15 protein-coding genes are annotated in these 15,725 nt (G+C 73.1%); 6 read left to right on the plus strand and 9 right to left on the minus strand.

The genetic code is table 11. The features are described from left to right. Positions 1-152 precede the first annotated feature (152 nt). Positions 153-1,025, minus strand: coding sequence for an NAD(P)H-binding protein (locus tag AB0637_RS09595; protein WP_366171687.1), 873 nt, complete (start codon positions 1,023-1,025; stop codon positions 153-155). 83 nt (positions 1,026-1,108) lie between these two features. On the opposite strand from AB0637_RS09595, the gene AB0637_RS09600 reads away from it, so the two are divergent. From AB0637_RS09600 to AB0637_RS09620, 5 genes are all read left to right on the plus strand, one after another. Beyond that, a complete protein-coding gene (locus AB0637_RS09600; RefSeq protein WP_366171689.1) occupies positions 1,109-1,495 on the plus strand; it encodes a helix-turn-helix domain-containing protein in 387 nt (128 codons plus the stop codon). Between the two features lie 184 nt (positions 1,496-1,679). Then, complete coding sequence (locus AB0637_RS09605; protein WP_366171691.1) at positions 1,680-3,374, plus strand: metallophosphoesterase; 1,695 nt, start codon at positions 1,680-1,682, stop codon at positions 3,372-3,374. Then, positions 3,371-3,640, plus strand: coding sequence for a hypothetical protein (locus tag AB0637_RS09610; protein WP_366171693.1), 270 nt, complete (start codon positions 3,371-3,373; stop codon positions 3,638-3,640). The genes AB0637_RS09605 and AB0637_RS09610 overlap by 4 nt, the downstream gene beginning before the upstream one ends. Positions 3,641-3,735: 95 nt before the next feature. Continuing rightward, positions 3,736-4,356, plus strand: a complete 621-nt coding sequence (locus AB0637_RS09615; protein WP_366171695.1) for a DUF47 family protein — start codon at positions 3,736-3,738, stop codon at positions 4,354-4,356. A 6-nt stretch (positions 4,357-4,362) separates the two neighbouring features. After that, the gene (locus AB0637_RS09620) at positions 4,363-5,355 is read left to right on the plus strand and encodes an inorganic phosphate transporter (RefSeq protein WP_366171697.1); all 993 of its coding nucleotides are present in this window, start codon (positions 4,363-4,365) and stop codon (positions 5,353-5,355) included. 61 nt (positions 5,356-5,416) lie between these two features. On the opposite strand, the gene pstB is transcribed toward AB0637_RS09620, so the two are convergent. The 8 genes from pstB to AB0637_RS09660 all read right to left on the minus strand — a co-directional run bounded on the left by pstB (position 5,417) and on the right by AB0637_RS09660 (position 14,630). Beyond that, positions 5,417-6,193 carry a phosphate ABC transporter ATP-binding protein PstB gene (gene pstB / locus AB0637_RS09625; protein WP_366171699.1) on the minus strand — a complete coding sequence of 259 codons (777 nt, stop codon included), beginning with the start codon at positions 6,191-6,193 and terminating at the stop codon, positions 5,417-5,419. Between the two features lie 10 nt (positions 6,194-6,203). After that, positions 6,204-7,112: a phosphate ABC transporter permease PstA gene (gene pstA / locus AB0637_RS09630; RefSeq protein ID WP_366171701.1), complete on the minus strand. Its 909-nt coding sequence runs from the start codon at positions 7,110-7,112 to the stop codon at positions 6,204-6,206. Next, complete coding sequence (gene pstC / locus AB0637_RS09635) at positions 7,109-8,062, minus strand: phosphate ABC transporter permease subunit PstC (protein ID WP_366171703.1); 954 nt, start codon at positions 8,060-8,062, stop codon at positions 7,109-7,111. Before pstC ends, pstA begins: the two co-directional genes overlap by 4 nt. A gap of 125 nt (positions 8,063-8,187) precedes the next feature. Beyond that, positions 8,188-9,303: a phosphate ABC transporter substrate-binding protein PstS gene (gene pstS / locus AB0637_RS09640; protein WP_366171705.1), complete on the minus strand. Its 1,116-nt coding sequence runs from the start codon at positions 9,301-9,303 to the stop codon at positions 8,188-8,190. A gap of 258 nt (positions 9,304-9,561) precedes the next feature. Further along, positions 9,562-10,557, minus strand: coding sequence for an NUDIX hydrolase (locus tag AB0637_RS09645; protein ID WP_366171707.1), 996 nt, complete (start codon positions 10,555-10,557; stop codon positions 9,562-9,564). Beyond that, positions 10,554-12,707 carry an RNA degradosome polyphosphate kinase gene (locus AB0637_RS09650; protein ID WP_366171709.1) on the minus strand — a complete coding sequence of 718 codons (2,154 nt, stop codon included), beginning with the start codon at positions 12,705-12,707 and terminating at the stop codon, positions 10,554-10,556. The genes AB0637_RS09645 and AB0637_RS09650 overlap by 4 nt, the downstream gene beginning before the upstream one ends. A 136-nt stretch (positions 12,708-12,843) precedes the next feature. Next, positions 12,844-13,791 carry a mycothiol synthase gene (gene mshD / locus AB0637_RS09655; RefSeq protein WP_366171711.1) on the minus strand — a complete coding sequence of 316 codons (948 nt, stop codon included), beginning with the start codon at positions 13,789-13,791 and terminating at the stop codon, positions 12,844-12,846. Next, positions 13,788-14,630, minus strand: a complete 843-nt coding sequence (locus tag AB0637_RS09660; RefSeq protein WP_366171713.1) for a response regulator transcription factor — start codon at positions 14,628-14,630, stop codon at positions 13,788-13,790. Before AB0637_RS09660 ends, mshD begins: the two co-directional genes overlap by 4 nt. Positions 14,631-14,867: 237 nt before the next feature. Here AB0637_RS09660 and AB0637_RS09665 point away from each other — a divergent pair, with 237 nt between their 5' ends. Beyond that, complete coding sequence (locus tag AB0637_RS09665; protein ID WP_366171715.1) at positions 14,868-15,686, plus strand: hypothetical protein; 819 nt, start codon at positions 14,868-14,870, stop codon at positions 15,684-15,686. Positions 15,687-15,725: the final 39 nt, after the last annotated feature.

A 15,725-nucleotide genomic window follows, 5' to 3' on the forward strand; every position in this document is an offset into this window, starting at 1 on the left:
CGGTGGGCCGTGAAGCGACGAGCGAGCACGGTGACGGCAGGTGCGGTGTCGCCCCTGGACGAACTGGAACTCCGGCACGACGGACGGCGGGTCGACTCCGGGAACGATCCCGGAGGGCGGAAGGAGTGTTTTCCGCGAAGGGGGGTGACGGGTCAGGACGCGGAGTGAGCGGTGTGGGCGGCGGTGACGGCGTCGCGCAGCGAGGAGGCGGGACGGCCGAGGAGGTCGGCGAGGTCCGTGCTGTCCGTCTGCAGGTCACCGTTCGCGATGGACGCGTCGAGGGCCACGACGAAGCCGGCCGTGCCCGCGTCGAGGCCGTGGCCCGTCAGCGCCTCCTGGTACTCCTCGCCCGTGACGTCGCGGGACGTGACGGTCGTCCCGGTGACCTCGGTGACCGTGGCGGCGAGGTCGGTGAAGGTGAACGTCTCGCCCGCGAGCTCGTAGGTGCCCTTGCCCTCGTCGTCGGCGAGCAGCGCGACGGCGGCCGCGGCGGCGTAGTCGGCGCGGCTCGCGGCGCTGATGCGCCCGTCGTGCGTGGCGCCGAGGACCTCACCGGTCGCGAGGTACTGGCCGAGGTTCGCGGTGTAGTTCTCGTAGTACCAGCTGTTCCGCAGCAGGACGTGCGGCAGGCCGGAGGCGGCGATGACCTCCTCCGTTGCCTTGTGCTCGGGGGCCAGGGGGCTCGCGGAGGTGTCCGCGCGCAGCAGGGACGTGTACGCGAGGCGCTGGACGCCCGCGGCCTTCGCGGCCTCGACCACGTTGGTGTGCTGGGTCAGGCGCTGGCCGACCTCGTTGCTGGAGACGAGCAGCAGGCGGTCGACGCCGGCCAGGGCGCTGTCGAGGGAGGCGCGGTCGGAGTAGTCGCCCGCGCGGACGACGACACCGCGGGCGGCGAGGTCGTCGGCCTTCGACGGCGTGCGGACCACGGCCACGACGTCGGACGGGGCGACGCCGCGCTCGAGGAGGGCCTCGACGGCGAGGTGGCCCAGCTGGCCGGTGGCGGCGGTGACGGCGTACGAGGTCATGTCGGTCTCCTGAGGTGAGTGCTGTGCTTCCGAGAGCACTAACGATTCTGCAGTGCTTCCTGTTCCCGAGGTACCCTGGGGTCGTGGACGACGCCCCGGACGGACCAGCGCAGGACCTCGTCGCGGACGTCTTCGCCCGCGACTGCGCCTCCCGCGCCGTCTTCGAGTCCGTCACGGCCAAGTGGGCCTCGCTCGTCCTGCTCGCCCTCGGGGAGGGTGCGTTCCGCTTCAACGCGTTGCGGCGCAAGGTGGACGGTGTCAGCGAGAAGATGCTGGCGCAGACCCTGCAGGCGCTGGAGCGCGACGGCATGGTGACGCGCGAGGTCCTCACGGCGATCCCGCCGCGCGTGGAGTACGAGCTCACCCCCCTCGGCGCCGCGATCGCCGGCCGGCTGCGGGACCTCGCCGACCTCCTCGAGGCGTCCGTGAGCGACGTCGCCGCGGCGCGGCAGGAGCACGCCGGCCGCTGACGCGCGGCCCCGCCACGGGGCGGAAAACACCATTTCCGCCCTCTGGGACCGCTCCCGGAGGGCGGAAAGAGTGTTTTCCGCCTCGGGGGGGAGGTCTGCAGGAGACGCCCACCGTCGTCCCAGCGGACGTGCACCCGCCACCCGTGGACGGCGGCACGGTCGCGTCTGCGGGAAGATCGTCACGATGTCCGCCCGGATCCGACGCCCCCCGCTGCGCCTGCCGCGTCCCTCGCCGGCCCGGCGGGCCGCCTGGGCGCGCTCCCGCGCGACCTTCGGGGCCCGCCCCGTGCCCCGCTTCGCGCGCCGGCACCTGCTGCCGTGGATCGGCGTCCTCCTCGTGACGGCGGTAGGGGCCGGGGTCGGGTTCGCCCTGGCCCCGGGCTCCAGCACGTACGTCGGCCCGCTGCAGACGGAGGTGCGGGTCCGCCCGAGCCTGACCCCCGGCGTCGAGGTCGACCTGCCGCCCGTCGGCAAGGTCACGTTCGACACCCACCGCGCGCCGATCGTCGTGACGGCGAACATCGAGAGCGTCGACGTCGACGCCGCCGCGCGGCTCGTCCGCTCGCCGCAGCAGCTGCTGGCCCTCGAGCTCACCGCCGCCGACACCGTCCGGGCCGCGACCGTCCGGGCGCTCACCTACAGCCTGCTCTGCGGTTTCGGCGGGGCCCTGCTGGCGGCCGTCGTCGTCTTCCGGGGCCGCCGGCGCACCCTGCAGACCGGCGCGACCCTGCTCGTGGTCGTCGTGGCCACCGGGGCCGGGACCTGGGCGACCTTCGACCCCTCCGCCCTGCGCCAGCCCCGCTTCACGGGGCTGCTCTCGCGCGCGCCCTACGTCGTGTCGAGCACCCAGAACGCGCTCGACCGGCTGGAGAGCTACCGCAGCGGGCTGTCCGACATCGTCCGCAGCGTCTCGACCCTCTACGCGGCCGCCGCCAACCTGCCGGTCCTGGGCGACACGCAGACCGGGACGAGCGGACTCGGGGCGGACGTCACGACCGTCCTGCACGTCTCCGACCTGCACCTCAACCCCCTCGGCTACGACCTCACCGACAACCTCGTGAAGCAGTTCCGGGTGCAGGCCGTCATCGACACGGGGGACACGACGACGTGGGGGACCGCGGCGGAGTCGAGCTACCTGGGGCGCATCCGGGGCCTCGGCGTCCCGTACGTCTGGGTGCGCGGCAACCACGACTCCACGCAGACGCAGGAGCAGGTGGCCGCCCAGGGCGCGGTCGTCCTGGACCAGGGCGCCACCGCGGAGGTCGCCGGGCTGGTCCTGGCCGGTCAGGGCGACCCGGTCTTCACCCCCGACGGCGAGGGCGAACGGGCCACCGGCAGTGCCGCGAGCGTGCAGGAGCAGGCCAACGACGTCCTCGCCGACGGCATCGAACGCTGGGACGACGCCCACCCGGACCGGCCCGTCGACGCTGCGCTCGTGCACGACCCCAGCGGTCTGCGACCCCTGCTCGGGCGCGTCCCGCTCGTGCTCGCCGGCCACCTGCACAAGCGGTCGGTCACCCTCGACGCCTCCGGGACGCGGATCATGGTCGAGGGCACGACGGGCGGGGCTGGGGTCACCTCGGCCGGGCTGAACCGCCTCGCCGACGGCGCCCCGCTGCCGCTGTCGGCGACGCTGCTCTACTTCGGCCGGACGGGTGACCTCGCGGGCAAGCTCCTCGCCTACGACGAGGTCACCGTCGGCGGCCTCGGGCTCGCCGAGGTCAACCTGCAGCGGACCGTCCTGACGGCGCAGGACCGGCCGCCACTCGCGGTCCCGAGCCCGACGGGCACCGCGACCGGGAGCCGGACCGCTACGGACGTCCCGACGCCGGCCCCGTCGCCGGCGACGCTGTCGCCGACCGGCACCGCAGGCGGGTGAGCGTGGCCGAAGCCGCCCCGACGGTCGCGGCCGCGGCGTACCGTGGCCCCATCATGACGAACCCGGATCCGGAACCCGCTCCAGGAAAGGGCCGCGCCGTCGTGCCCGGGGCGCGGACGGGCGCGCCGCTCGCGGACACCGTCCTCGCCGAGGAGATCGAGCTCTACACCGACGTCGTCGTCGCCGCGTCCGAGAGCGACGGGCCCCTGCCCGAGGGTGAGCTGGACCGCGTCCTGGGCGTCGACGGGGCCCCCACCCGGGACTGAACGACGCGGGCGGTGTCGGGACCTGGCCCCGGCACCGCCTAGAGTCGCCGGTCGGGTCGTGTGCTCGGCCCGAGGTCGACACCGTGGAGCTTGGCGTGCGTTTCCGACTCACCCCCCAGGACAACTCGTTCTTCGAGCTGTTCGCCGGAACCGGCCGCATCCTCGTCGAGGCCACGACCGTCCTCACCGAGGCCATCGGCAGCGACCAGGCGCGTCGCGTCGAGCTCGGCGCCGTCATGGAGGAGATCGAGCACCGTGGTGACGAGGCCGCCCACGCCGTCCTGCGCCGGGTCAACTCCTCGTTCGTCACCCCGTTCGACCGCGAGGACATCTACCAGCTGACGTCCCGCCTCGACGACTGCCTCGACCTCATGCAGGCGGCGGTCGACCTGATGGTGCTCTACAAGGTCGGCGTGCTGCCCGCCCCGGTGGCCGAGCTCGTCCAGGTCCTGGCCCGGCAGGCCGAGCTGACCGCCGAGGCGATGCCGCGGCTGCGCTCCCTGCCCGACCTGTCCGACTACTGGGTCGAGATCAACCGCCTGGAGAACCAGGCCGACCAGATCCACCGGCGGCTCCTGGCCGAGCTCTTCGACGGTGGCTACGACGCCATCGCGATCATGAAGCACAAGGAGATCGTCGAGACCCTCGAGAACGCCGCGGACGCCTTCGAGCACGTGGCCCACACGGTGGAGACCATCGCCGTCAAGGAGTCCTGAGCCCCCGTGGAGCTCGCCCTCGTCCTCGTCGTCATCGTCGTGGCGCTGTCGTTCGACTTCACCAACGGCTTCCACGACGCGGCCAACGCCATCGCCACCTCCGTCTCCACCCGCGCCCTCACCCCGCGCATCGCGCTCGTCATGGCCGCCCTCTTCAACCTCCTCGGGGCCTTCCTCGGCACCGGGGTCGCCACGACGATCGGCTCGGGCATCGTCGACGTCGGCCTCGGGGAGCACGGCATGGTCGTCGTCCTCGCGGCCCTCTTCGGCGCGATCGGCTGGAACCTGCTCACGTGGCGGCTGGGGCTGCCCTCCTCGAGCTCGCACGCCCTCATCGGCGGTCTCGCCGGCGCGGGCATCGCCTCGAGCACGACCGTGCACTGGCCCGTCATCCTCGACAAGGTCGTCCTGCCGATGATCGCCTCGCCCCTCGCGGGCTTCGTCCTCGGCTACCTGGCCATGGTCGCGATCCTGTGGGGCGTGCGGAAGAAGGCGCCCGCGCCGACGCACCGCCGGTTCCGGATGCTGCAGACCATCTCGGCCGCGGCCATGGCCCTCGGGCACGGGCTGCAGGACGCCCAGAAGACCATGGGCGTCATCGTCCTGGCCCTCGTCGCGGGCGGCTTCCACACGGGGGAGTCCATCCCGTGGTGGGTCAAGGTGTCCGCGGCGCTCGCGATCAGCGCCGGGACCTACTCCGGCGGCTGGCGGATCATGCGCACGCTCGGGCGCCGCATCATCCACCTCGACCCGGCCCGCGGCTTCGCGGCCGAGTCCGTCTCGGCCGGGGTCCTCTACGTCGCGGCCCTCGGCTTCGGGGCGCCCATCTCCACCACCCACACGATCTCCTCGGCGATCATGGGCGTCGGCGCGACCAAGCGCTTCTCGGCCGTCCGCTGGGGGGTGGCCCGGTCCATGGTCGGCGCGTGGGTGCTCACCCTGCCGGCCGCCGGCCTCGTCGCCGCCGCCTTCTACTTCGTCTTCCGGCTCTTCCTCTGACGAGCACGCGAGAGGGCCCCGTCGAGGAATCGACGGGGCCCTCTCGCGCGGGCGCGGTCGGTCAGCCGAAGCGGCCCGAGATGTAGTCCTCGGTCGCCTTCTGCTTGGGGTTGCTGAAGATCGTCGCGGTGTCGTCGATCTCGACGAGACGGCCCGGCTTGCCCGTCGCGGCGAGGTTGAAGAACGCCGTCTTGTCGCTGACGCGGGCGGCCTGCTGCATGTTGTGCGTCACGATGACGATGGTGAACGAGCTCTTCAGCTCGCCGATGAGGTCCTCGATGGCGAGGGTCGAGATCGGGTCCAGCGCCGAGCAGGGCTCGTCCATGAGCAGGACCTGGGGCTGCACCGCGATGGCGCGGGCGATGCACAGCCGCTGCTGCTGGCCGCCGGACAGACCGGCACCGGGCTTGTCGAGGCGGTCCTTGACCTCGTTCCACAGGTTCGCCCCGCGCAGGGACTTCTCGACGGCCTCGGTGAGGACCTTCTTGTTCCGCACGCCGTTGAGGCGCATCCCGGCCGCGACGTTGTCGAAGATCGACATCGTCGGGAACGGGTTGGGGCGCTGGAAGACCATGCCGACGGTCCGGCGGACGTTCACCGGGTCCATCTTGGAGGAGTAGAGGTCGTCGTCGTCGAGCATGACGCTGCCCTCGACGCGGCCGCCGGGGATGACCTCGTGCATGCGGTTCAGCGTCCGCAGGAAGGTCGACTTGCCGCAGCCGGACGGGCCGATGAAGGCCGTCACGGAACGGGGTTCCACCGTCATGGACACGTCCTCGACGGCCTTGAAGCTGCCGTAGTAGACGTTGAGGTCCTTGACGTCGATGCGCTTGGCCACGGGATCTCCCTTACTTCCTGAGCGAGCTGAAGCGGGCGATGGCCCGACCGGCGATGTTGAGCACCAGCACGATGAGCACCAGTGTGAGGGCGGCGGCCCAGACGCGTTCCACCGCGGGTTCGAGCGCCTGCTGACGGTCGTTGTTGATCATCAGCGGCAGCGCCGCCATGTTCCCGCTGAAGAGGTCCATGTTGATCGACTGCGAGTAGCCGACCAGGATCAGCAGGGGAGCCGTCTCGCCCATGATGCGGGCCAGGCCGAGGAGGACACCCGTGAGGATCCCGGAGAACGCGGTCGGCAGGACGATCATGACGATCGTCTTCCACTTCGGGACGCCGAGGGCGTAGGACGCCTCGCGCAGCTCGTTCGGGACGAGCTTGAGCATCTCCTCGGTGGACCGGACGACCACGGGGACCATGAGCAGGACCAGCGACAGCGACACCGCGAAGCCGGACCGGCTGAAGCCGAGGGTCGTGACCCAGAACGCGTAGATGAAGAGCGCCGCGACGATCGAGGGCAGCCCCGAGAGGATGTCAACGGTGAAGCTGACGACGCGCGCGATGCGGCTCGCGCCGTACTCGACGAGCAGGATGGCGCTCATGATGCCCAGCGGCACCGCGATGACCGCGGTCGCCAGCGCCTGCAGCAGCGTGCCGACGATGGCGTGGTAGGCGCCACCGCCCACGATCCGCGGGGTGATGCCGCGCTGGGAGTTCAGCCACCACGTCGAGTCGACGAGGAGCGAGGCGCCCTTCTCGATGACGGTCCAGAGGATCCACACGAGCGGGATGACGGCGATGACGAAGGCCAGCACCATGACGACGGTCGCGATCGTGTTGCGGACCTTGCGGCCGCCCTGCCCGCGGGAGTCGGCCAGCGCCGCCGGCAGCTCGCGCTCGGGGGTCTGCAGGGCGCTCATGCGAAGGCCTTCCGGCGGTTGATGACGATGCGGGCCAGGGCGTTGACCACGAAGGTCAGGATGAACAGCACGAGGCCGGCGGCGATGTAGGCGCCCGTGGACTCGGGGTTGTTGAACTCCGCGGCGTTGTTCGCGATCTTCGAGGCGAACGTCTCCCCGCCCTGCAGCCAGGACGTGAAGAACCCGGCGCCGGGGGCGACGGAGGACACGATGATCGTGATGGCGATCGTCTCGCCCAGCGCACGGCCCAGGCCCAGCATCGCGGCGGAGATGACCCCCGCGCGGCCGAACGGAAGGACCGCGGTGCGGATCATCTCCCAGCGGGTGGCGCCGAGGGCCAGCGCGCCCTCCTTGTTCGCGGCCGGGGTCTGCGCGAAGACCTCGCGCGACATCGCGGTGATGATCGGCAGGACCATGACGGCCAGGACGATGCCGGCGATGAAGACCGTGCCCGTGCTGACGGGGCCGGAGAACAGCGGGAACCAGCCCAGCGCGTCGTTGAGGAACGTCTGCAGGCCGGTCAGGTGCGGCGCGAAGATCTGGATGCCCCACAGGCCGAAGACGATCGAGGGGATCGCGGCGAGCAGGTCGATGACGCTGGCGGCCGGTCGGGCCAGCCACTTCGGGGCGTACTGGGTGAGGAAGAGCGCGTTCCCGACGCCGAGGGGCACGGCGATGATCATCGCGATGACGGAGATCGAGACCGTGGTCCACAGGATCTGCAGGATCCCGAAGCGGAGGTCGCCCGGGGTCGCCTGCCACTCGGTCGAGGTCAGGAAGTTGACCTTGTCGTCCAGGACCGAGGGGACGGCGCTGATGGCGAGGAAGACCCCGGTGAAGACGACGATCGCGATGACGAGGACGCCGGCGAGCCCGGCACCGCCGCCGAAGAGGGTGTCACCGAGGCGGCGCCGGCCACGGTCGCCCGATGGGCCGGTGATCGAGGACATCGTGCTCCTGCACTGTGCGAGAGGCGGACATGCGGTGGGGGGATGGACCGAGGGGGCGGACACCGGGAACCCGGTGCCCGCCCCCCGTCGCGGTCCTGCGTGGCAGTCGTGCGGTGGTGCTCCGGTCAGGCGATGGCCGCGATGGCCGTGCGCACCTTCTGGGAGACCTCGCTGGGCAGCGGAGCGTAGCCGATGTCCTGCAGGCCGGCCTGGGTCTCGTCCTCGGCGAAGTACGTGAGGAAGGACTTCAGCAGCGCCGTCTTGTCGGCGGACAGCCCCTTGGAGCAGACGATCTCGTACGTGACGAGGACGATCGGGTAGGCGCCCGACTCCTTCGTCGCGTAGTCGATCTTCAGGGCCAGGTCGTTGCCCTCGCCGGTCTGGGTCGCGGTGGCGATCGTCTTGCCGGCGGACTCGCCGGTCAGCTCGACGGCGCCGGACCCGTTGTCGACCTTGGCGACGGACAGCTTGTTGTCCTGCGCGTAGGACCACTCGACGTAGGTGATCCCGCCGGAGGCGCCGGCGACGGCCTGCGCGACACCGGCCGAACCCTCGCGCCCCTCACCCTTGCCGGACCACTCCTGGTTGCCGGCGGCCGGCCACGCGTCGGGGGCGGCGGCGTTGAGGTACTTGGTGAAGTTCTCGGTGGTGCCGGAGGTGCCGGTGCGGAAGAAGACGCTGATCTTCGTGGACGGCAGCGTCGCGCTCGGGTTCAGCGCCTTGATGGCCGCGTCGTCCCAGGAGGTGATCTGGCCGGAGAAGATCTTCGCGGCGACCTCGGCGTTGAGCGTGAGGTCCTTCACGCCGTCGACGTTGTAGGCGATGGCGATCGGGCCGGCGACCATCGGCAGGTCCCACACGGGGTTGCCCTGGCAGCGGGCCGTCGCGGCGGCGCGCTCCTCGTCCTTCAGCGCGGAGTCCGACCCGGCCCAGTCGACCTGGCCGGAGGTGAACTGCTTGCGGCCCGCACCGGAACCGGTCGCGTTGTAGTTGATCGTCGCGCCGGAGCACTGCGACTGGTAGCCCTGCTGGATGACCTGGTCGATGGCGTTCTTCTGGGCGCTCGAGCCCTCACCGTTCAGGGTGCCGCTCTTGCAGTCGATCTTCGCGGCCGACGACGTGCCGGACGAGGTGCCGGCTCCGCCCGGGGTGGTGGTGTTGTTGTCGGAGCCGCACCCGGCGAGGGCGAGGACACCGACAGCAGCGATGCCGATGAGGCGGGAGGACTTCCAGAACGTCACTTCGGTCCCTTTCGAGGATCGGTGGCGGCCGGAGGACTCCCGGCCTGCTCGGACCGGGCGTGGCGCCCCGGTCGTTCCGGACGGTAGAGGCGCTGGGTGACGGGGTTCGGCGTCGCAGGTGAACGGGGCGTGAACCCGGCGCGTCCGCTCGTGGACCGGTCATGGGCTGCACCGTGACCGTGAGGTGAACTGGGCCGTTCGGGTGGCCCCGGGGTCGGTGGTGTCCCGGGATCCGTTGCCGCGCTTCGGGACCGGGGTTCAGAACCCGTGCCGCTCCACCGCGAGCAGGTGCCCCGCGTCCGGGCCGGTGGCCGCCACGTGGGCGACGAGGAGGGCGGCCTTGTCGAGCTTGCCGGTCACGCGGGCGTCCAGGGACGGATCGGTGGTGCGCGCGGCGAGGACCTCCTGCAGGTGCGGCAGGACGGGGCCGTGCGAGCAGACGACGACCGGCCGGGCGGCCTCGAGCATACCTGCCACGACGGCGGTCGAGGCGGCCGGGTCGGTGCGGAACGCGTGCTCGGTGAGCGCCGGTTCCTCCTCGACGGGCAGGCCCGTGAGCTCGGCCGCGGGGAGCACCGTCTGCACGCAGCGCGCCCACGGCGACGTCACCAGGGCCCGCAGGTCGAAGCAGCCGAGCAGGGGGGCGAGGTCGCGGGCCTGCGCGTGACCGCGGTCCAGCAGCGGGCGGGAGGCCTCGCCGTCCTCCCCGTCCGGCCAGTCCGTGCGCTTGACGGCGCGCGCGTGCCGCAGCAGGACGAACGGCCAGGTCGCCGGGGGCAGCTCGTCCCGGGGCAGGGCCGCCTGCAGGACGGCGACGTCCGCCGGGTACGTCAGCAGGTCCTCGGCGGCGTCCCGGCCGAACCAGCCCACCTCGGTGATCTCCCCGGCGTCGGCCGGTTCGAGGTCGTCCTCGTGCGCGGAGCCGGCCGGCCGCGCCAGCCAGTACCGCACGCGCTTGGCCAGCCCGTCCGGCCCCGGGCCGGGCACGCGGTAGCGCTGCTCGGGCAGCGGTACACCGAGGTGCACGCGCAGCCCCGTCTCCTCCGCGGTCTCGCGGACGGCGGCGACGGCCGGGTGCTCCCCGTCGTCGAGCTTGCCCTTGGGCCAGGACCAGTCGGCGGACCGCGTCGCGGTCGAGGGCCGGTGCACGAGCAGCACCTCCGGGCCCTCACGCCCGTCGCGCACCACGACGCAGCCGGCGGCCTCGACGTCCGGTGCGGGGCCGGTGGCCTGCGTCCCGCGCGAGGGGCTCACCGACGACGACGGGCGGTGGGCCGACGGCCGGGCCGGGTGGCGATGATGTGCTCCTGCAGGTCGCGCAGCGGTTCGCCGTCGGCGTCGAGGTGGTGGCGGGTCCACGTGCCGTCGGCGTCCAGGTGCCACGAGCTCGTCGTCTCGGCCATGCACTCCTCCAGCAGCAGCGAGATCTCGCGCACGTGGCGGGGGTCGGACAGCCGCACGACGGCCTCGACGCGGCGGTCGAGGTTGCGGTGCATCATGTCCGCGCTGCCGATCATGACGACCGGGTCGCCCGCGGAGGCGAACCAGAAGATCCGGCTGTGCTCCAGGAAGCGGCCCAGGATGCTGCGCACCCGGATGGTCTCGGACAGCCCCGGCACGCCGGGCCGCAGCGCGCAGATCCCGCGGACGACGACGTCGACGGGGACGCCCGCCGCGGACGCGCGGTAGAGGGCGTCGATGATGCCCTCGTCGACGATGGAGTTCACCTTGATCCGCACCCCGGCCGGCAACCCCTGGCGGGCGTTGTCGATCTCGCGGTCGATGCGGTCGATGAGCCCGGTCCGCAGCGAGCGCGGCGCGACGAGCAGTCGCTTGTAGGCCGTCTTCGGCGCGTAGCCCGAGAGCTGGTTGAACAACCGCGTGAGGTCCTCGCCGACCTGGGGGTCGTCGGTGAGCAGCCCCATGTCCTCGTACATCCGCGCCGTCTTGGGGTTGTAGTTCCCCGTCCCGACGTGGCAGTAGCGGCGCAGGCCGCCCTGCTCCTGGCGCACCACGAGGCTGAGCTTGGCGTGCGTCTTGAGGCCCACGAGGCCGTAGACCACGTGCACACCGGCCTGTTCGAGCTTGCGGGCCCAGCTGATGTTGGCCTGCTCGTCGAAGCGCGCCTTGATCTCGACGAGGGCGAGGACCTGCTTGCCCGCCTCGGCCGCGTCGATGAGGGCGTCGACGATGGGGGAGTCGCCCGAGGTCCGGTACAGCGTCTGCTTGATGGCCAGGACCTTCGGGTCGGCCGCGGCCTGTTCCAGGAACGCCTGCACGCTCGTGGAGAACGAGTCGTAGGGGTGGTGCAGCAGGACGTCGCGGTTGCGGATCGCCGCGAACACGTCGGACGGCTTCGCCGTCTCGGCGCCGTCGGTGAGGTCGCGGTGGGTGCGCGCCACGAACTTGGGGAACTTCAGCTCCGGCCGGTCGAGGTCGGCGATGTCGCCGAGACCGCGCAGGTCGAGGGGTTCGGGGAGTTCGTAGACCTCCTGCTCGTGCACGCCGAGTTCGCGCACCAGCAGTTCGCGGACCTTCTGGTCGATGTCGGAGGCCACCTCGAGGCGGACGGCCGGGCCGAACCGGCGGCGCAGCAGTTCCTTCTCCAGCGCCTGCAGCAGGTTCTCGGCGTCGTCCTCCTCGACCTCGAGGTCCTCGTTGCGCGTCACGCGGAACGTGTGGTGCTGGACGACCTCCATGCCCGGGAACAGCTGGTCGAGGTGCTCGGCGATGACGTCCTCGAGCGGGACGAACCGGGCCGAGCGCGGGTCGGCGCCCTCGGCGTGCTCGACGGCCACGAACCGCGGCAGCAGCGGGGGCACCTTGACGCGGGCGAAGTGCTCCTTGTCCGTCGTCGGGTTCCGCACGACGACGGCGAGGTTCAGCGACAGCCCGGAGATGTAGGGGAACGGGTGGGCCGGGTCGACCGCGAGCGGGGTCAGGACCGGGAACACCATGTCCCGGAAGAACCCGTGCAGGCGCACCTGCTCCTTCGGTGCCAGCTCCTCCCAGCGCACGATGGTGATGCCGGCCTCGGCCAGCGCCGGCCGCACCGAGCTCAGGAACACGTCGGCGTGCCGTTCGGTGAGCTCGTGCGCCCGCTGCGCGATCGCGTCGAGCACCTCCCGCGGCTCCAGCCCGCTCGCGGCCGTGACGGCCAGGCCCGTCGCGATGCGGCGCTTGAGCCCGGCGACCCGGACCATGAAGAACTCGTCGAGGTTGTTCGCGAAGATCGACAGGAACCGCGCGCGCTCGAGCAGGTGCGTCTCGGGGTCCTCGGCCAGCTGCAGGACGCGCTCGTTGAACGCGAGCCACGACACCTCGCGGTCGGCGAAGCGGTCGTCGGGCAGCTCGACGGTCTCCTCGGTGGGGGTCACAGCGGGGAGGGGTGTCGTGGCCGTCATGGCGATCAGTCTGCCACCGGCGTCCGACGCTGCCGAGGCGGTCGACGACGACCTGGGGACGGGCGCGTGAACGCTGCGCCGACGCCCGGTGAACGTCGGGGGCGGGGCGGATCAGGGGGCGGGTCAGCGGGACCGGTCAGGAGGTGGGCGCGGCGTACTGCACGTCGACCGCGGCCCGGTCGAAGCCGAGCCGGGCGTACAGCCGCAGCGCCGGCACGTTGTCCCCGTCGACGTAGAGGTCCACGAGCGCCGGGGGAGCGGGCAGGGCGGCCACGGCGCGCAACCCGCGCACGAGCAGCGCCCGGCCCAGTCCGGCCCCCGCGTGCCCGGGGGCGACGCCGAGGACGTACAGCTCGCCGTGGCCCGCCTCGACCTTCATCCAGCAGAACCCCACCACACCGTCGGGCCCCTCGGCCAGCAGGAGGAGGTCGGCGTCGAACCAGGGTTCGGCCAGCCGCGCCCGCAGGTCCGCGACGGTCCACCGGCCCTGTTCGGGGTGCGTGGCGAAGGCCGCCGCGTTGACGGCCACCCACGCCTCGTCGTCCGCGCCGGGCACGAAGGAGCGCACGTGCACGCCCTCGGGCAGCGCCGGGACCTCCAGGTCGGCCAGCCCGGCGGCCGGGCGTTCCAGGCGCAGCAGCTCCCGCACGCGCGTCCAGCCGTGCCGGTTGGCGAGGGCGGCGGCCCCCGCGGTGTCCCCGTGGGACCAGAGCCGGACCGGGGCCCCCGCGGCGAGCCGCTCGACCTCGGCCAGCAGGGCGGTGCCGTGGCCGCGGCGGCGGTGGTCGGGGTGGACGACGAGCTCGCCCTCGCGGGCCTCCGCGGGACCGGCCAGCTGGGCGTAGCCGGCGAGCGCGCCGTCGGGGGTGCGGCGGAGCAGGTGGTGGACGTCCGCGTGGTCGCCGTCGTGGTCGCCGTCGTGGTCGCCGTCGTGGTCGCCGTCGTGGTCGCCGTCGTGGTCGCCCGTCCCGCTGCCCAGGCGCAGGACGGCGTCCTCGGACAGCGCCGTCGCGCCGTCGGTGCGGGAGGCGGCCGCGGCGAGGTCGAGGACCCGGTCGCGGTCCCCGGCGTCGAGGGCGGTCACCGCCGCTGGACCCGGTCCACCACCGGGACGGCGGGCGGCACCGCGACCGGCCGGGAGCCGTCGACGGCCTCGAGCCCGGTGCTCTCGACGTCGCCCGCGTCGTCCGGGCCGTCGACCGTCGCGTCCTCGGCGGGGGCGAGCCCGTCCTCGAGGTCGCGGCCGGAGGAGACGAAGCGGTAGCCGACGTTGCGGACCGTGCCGATGGCGTTCTCGTGCTCGGCCCCGAGCTTGGCACGCAACCGTCGCACGTGGACGTCCACGGTGCGGGTGCCGCCGAAGTAGTCGTAGCCCCAGACCTCCTGCAGCAGCTGGGCGCGCGTGAAGACGCGGCCCGGGTGCTGGGCGAGGTGCTTGAGCAGCTCGAACTCCTTGTACGTGAGGTCGAGCTGGCGCCCGCGCACGCGGGCGGAGTAGGCCGCCTCGTCGATGACGACGTCCCCGGCGCGGATCTCGGCGGCCTGGCCGTCGTCGGGTTCCTCGACCGGACGGCGCAACCGCCCGGCGGCCAGCCGGAGCCGGGCGTCGAGCTCGGCCGGCCCGCAGGTGTCCAGGACGATGTCGTCGGCGCCCCAGTCGGCGGCGACGACGGCCATGCCGCCCTCGGTGACGACGAGCAGGAGCGGCTGGGACAGGCCCGTGGTGCGCAGCAGGCGGCACAGCGACCGCGCGGCGGCCAGTTCGCGGCGGCCGTCGACGAGGACGGCGTCGGACGTGGGCTCGTCGACCAGCACCGACGCCTCCGCCGGCAGCACGCGCACGCTGTGCGGCAGCAGGCCCAGCGCGGGCAGGACCTCGGTGGACGGGGCCAGGGCGTTGGTGAGGACGAGGATCTGGGCCACGGGTGTCCTGCCCTCCGTTCGCTGCGGGTGTCCGGGTCGGACCCGCCGACCACGACGCCACGAGCGACCCGAGCGCGGCGGGCGTCGTCGGGCCAACGGTGCTCAGACTACGCGTGTCGCCGAGGCGAACGGACCACCCCGAGCGGGTTCGCGCGCCTCTGGGAGGATCACCGACGTGACCGTCGTCGTGACCGAACGAGAGGGACCCACCGCGCCGGGTGCCCGGGTGGACCTCCCGTGAGCGCGTCCGCGACGGCCACCACCACCTTCGCCCTCGCCGCCCTCGTGGGCCTGGCCTCCTTCGGCGGGCTCGCCGTCCTGGCCCTCGCCGTCGTCCTCGTCGGCGCGCTCGTGGCCGCCGGCTGGCCCGAGCTCCTCGACCTGCCGGCCCGGCGCAGCTCGACGGCCGTCGTCGCCCTCGTGGCCGTGGCCTCGGCCGTCGTCGCGGTGCTGGCCGTCACCGCCGCCCGGAGCGCCGGCAGCCAGGTCTCCGGCGTGCTGGGCCAGCTCCCGGCCGTCGCCGCGCTGGCCCTGCTCGTCGCCTTCGCCCACCAGCTGCTGCGCCGCGACGGCCGGCCCCGCCTCGTCGAGTCGGTCACGGGCGTCGTCACCGCGCAGGCCGTCGTCGTGCTCGCCGCCGCCTGGGTGGCCGTCCCGACGACGTACGCGGGGGCGACGCTGGCGCCCGTCGTGCTCGCGGCCGTCGCCGCGACCAGCGCCGTCGCCGCGACGACCTGGCCCCTGCGGGTGGCGGGCCCCGTCAACCTCCTCGTCGGCGCGGCCACGGGCTGGCTCGTCAGCTCGGTGACGGCCCTGCTGGGCGGTGGGGGGACGGCCCCGCTCGTGGGTGGGACCTCGGCCGTCTCCGAGGGCCGGTGGGCCGTCGCCGGGATCGTCGCCGGCCTCGGGGCGGGCGTCCTCGTCTCGGCGTGGCGGGCGCTGTCGACGCGCCTGCCGGCGGCCCGGACGGTCCCGGCCGCGCTCGCGGTGGCGGCGGTGCCCGTCGCGCTCGCCGGCGGGGGCGCCTACCTCGTCGGACGCCTGCTGCTGGTGTGAGCCGCGGTGCGGGCCGGGAGTGAGCCGCCCCACGTCGGA

The sequence above is a fragment of the Kineococcus sp. NPDC059986 genome, assembly GCF_040702905.1.
Taxonomy (GTDB): Bacteria; Actinomycetota; Actinomycetes; order Actinomycetales; family Kineococcaceae; genus Kineococcus.